Genomic DNA, 2,141 nt, shown 5'->3' with positions numbered 1-2,141 from the left:
TGAAGGAAAATGGACTGTAGAGGCAGCATTAGACCTCAAAACAGCAACCCCAGTCATTGCTATGTCATTATTAATGCGTTATCGCTCTTTAGAAGATGATACCTTTACTGGAAAAGTGGTAGCAGCACTTAGAAATGAATTTGGCGGACATACTGTCGAAAAGAACTAATAAATATTTTATAAAAAAATTGGAGGAAAACGATTATGAAATTTTTTATCGATACTGCAAACCTAGAAGAAATCAAAAAGGCTTATAAAATTGGTGTGTTATCAGGTGTTACAACTAACCCTTCATTAGTTGCTAAAGAAGGCGTAAAATTCGAAGATCGTATTGCAGAAATCTTAAATGCCGTTCCAGAAGTGGAGTCAGTTTCAGCTGAGGTAACACCTAATGCGTTAACTGCTGACCAAATGATGGCAGAAGCAGATGAGCTTATTAAAATTAACGGCGGCGATAAGAATATTACCATCAAACTTCCAATGACACTTGATGGACTAGAGGCTTGCCGCTATTTAACTAAAAAGGGTGTTAAAACCAACGTTACCCTGATTTTTAGTGTGAACCAGGCATTGTTGGCGGCACGTGCAGGAGCTACGTATGTTTCACCATTCTTAGGACGTTTAGATGATATTAATGAAGATGGTGTAGAACTGGTAGCAAAAATTGCAGAGATGTTCCGCGTTCAAAACTTAAATGCGCAAATCATTGCCGCATCTGTCCGCCACCCTGACCATGTTACCCGTGTGGCAATGGCTGGAGCTCATATTGCAACCATTCCATTCAAGGTTATTGAGCAATTATCAAAACATCCGTTAACAGACCAAGGACTTGAAAAATTTGCAGCTGACTGGAAAACTGTTTAAAAATTGCAGAAAACTAAAGGGCGTTATCTCAAAAAACGCCCTTACATATTAACCTATCTGTCGAGCTGGATCATTTAAATGAATATACCTTCGGTGAAATGGTTTATTTCTTCGAAAAAGCATGTGGAATCAGCGGTTTGCTCATGAGAGTAAATCCTTTTGACCAGCCAGGTGTTGAAGCGTATAAGAAAAACATGTTTGCACTCCTTGGTAAGCCAGGATATGAAGCAGAAAGAGAAGAATTACAAAAGCGCATATCTAACTAATAGTAATTGAAAGCACTGTTGCCTGATACAAAATATTAAAATAAAACAATAAAAAGCAGTCCGATTCGTTCAGAATGGGACTGCTTCTTATTCTGATCGGCCGAAAGGTTGAGTCAATAAAAAAGAAAGGGATATTGACAATAAAAATAATAAGTTATATTATTATCTCGAATTCGAGATAGTATAATTTGTGATGTTTGAGAGGCTGAAATTAATGTTGAGGAAGTTCAGTAATCTACCCTTTCATGCAATAGAACAAAGATAGATTTTAATTTAAAAATATTTCGATTTGAAAATTCTTAAATTAAAGAGTAGTTGGTCATACACATCGTGGTACAAATGCTATCACAAAAATTGGTTTACTCGTACCATCAGAAGCGAGTTTAGTTTATTGGAAAGCACGTTTTGAAGAACAAAGTGTTGAGCATAGTGACATTACAACATATGCCAATCATCCAGCTTTACACTTTGAGGATTCTGAAGGCTTACGTATGGTACTTCTTGTCTCAAACGGTGCAAAAGTTGAGCACTGGCAAACTTGGGGGAAATCCGAGGTCCCTGCCGAGCATCAAATTCAAGGAATGGGCACTACGGAAATGACAGTACGAAGACTTGATAAACTAGCAAGCACTTTAACAGAAATGTTTGTCTATACAGAAATAAGCCGTACAGATGACGAAGCGATTTTTCAATCTATTAAAGGAGAGGTTTTTGGAGAAATCGTCGTGAAATATTTAGATGGTCCGTCTGAAAAACCAGGCCGTGGCAGTATTCATCATTTAGCGATTCGTGTAAAAAACGATGAGGAGCTCGAATTTTGGGATGAGCAAGTACGAGCACGCGGCTTCCATTCATCTGGCATCGTGGATCGCTTCTACTTTAAGAGTCTATATTTCCGTGAATCAAACGGGATTCTATTTGAAATTGCAACCGATGGGCCAGGTTTCACCGCAGATGGAGATAGTATCGAAACACTGGGTGAAAAATTAGTTTTACCTCCATTTTTAGAAG

Annotated in this window: 1 protein-coding gene and 3 pseudogenes; all 4 read left to right on the top strand. The window is 38.1% G+C overall.

Annotation, left to right across the window (positions count from 1 at the left end; all coding sequences use genetic code 11):
• Nucleotides 1-169 (top strand): annotated as a pseudogene (locus V7659_RS18740) (phosphogluconate dehydrogenase (NAD(+)-dependent, decarboxylating)); the annotation flags it as partial.
• 35 nt (nt 170-204) lie between these two features.
• Nucleotides 205-864: a fructose-6-phosphate aldolase gene (gene fsa, locus V7659_RS18735; RefSeq protein ID WP_335541335.1), complete on the top strand. Its 660-nt coding sequence runs from the start codon at nt 205-207 to the stop codon at nt 862-864.
• Between the two features lie 50 nt (nt 865-914).
• Nucleotides 915-1,130 (top strand): annotated as a pseudogene (locus V7659_RS18730) (glucose-6-phosphate isomerase); the annotation flags it as partial.
• Nucleotides 1,131-1,441: 311 nt separating this feature from the next.
• Nucleotides 1,442-2,141, top strand: a pseudogene (locus V7659_RS18725) (ring-cleaving dioxygenase); the annotation flags it as partial.

Source organism: Neobacillus drentensis (assembly GCF_036966985.1).
GTDB lineage: Bacteria > Bacillota > Bacilli > Bacillales > Cytobacillaceae > Neobacillus > Neobacillus drentensis_E.
The sequence above is the reverse complement of the archived record's forward strand: the minus strand, read 5'-3'. Positions and strand labels throughout refer to the sequence as shown.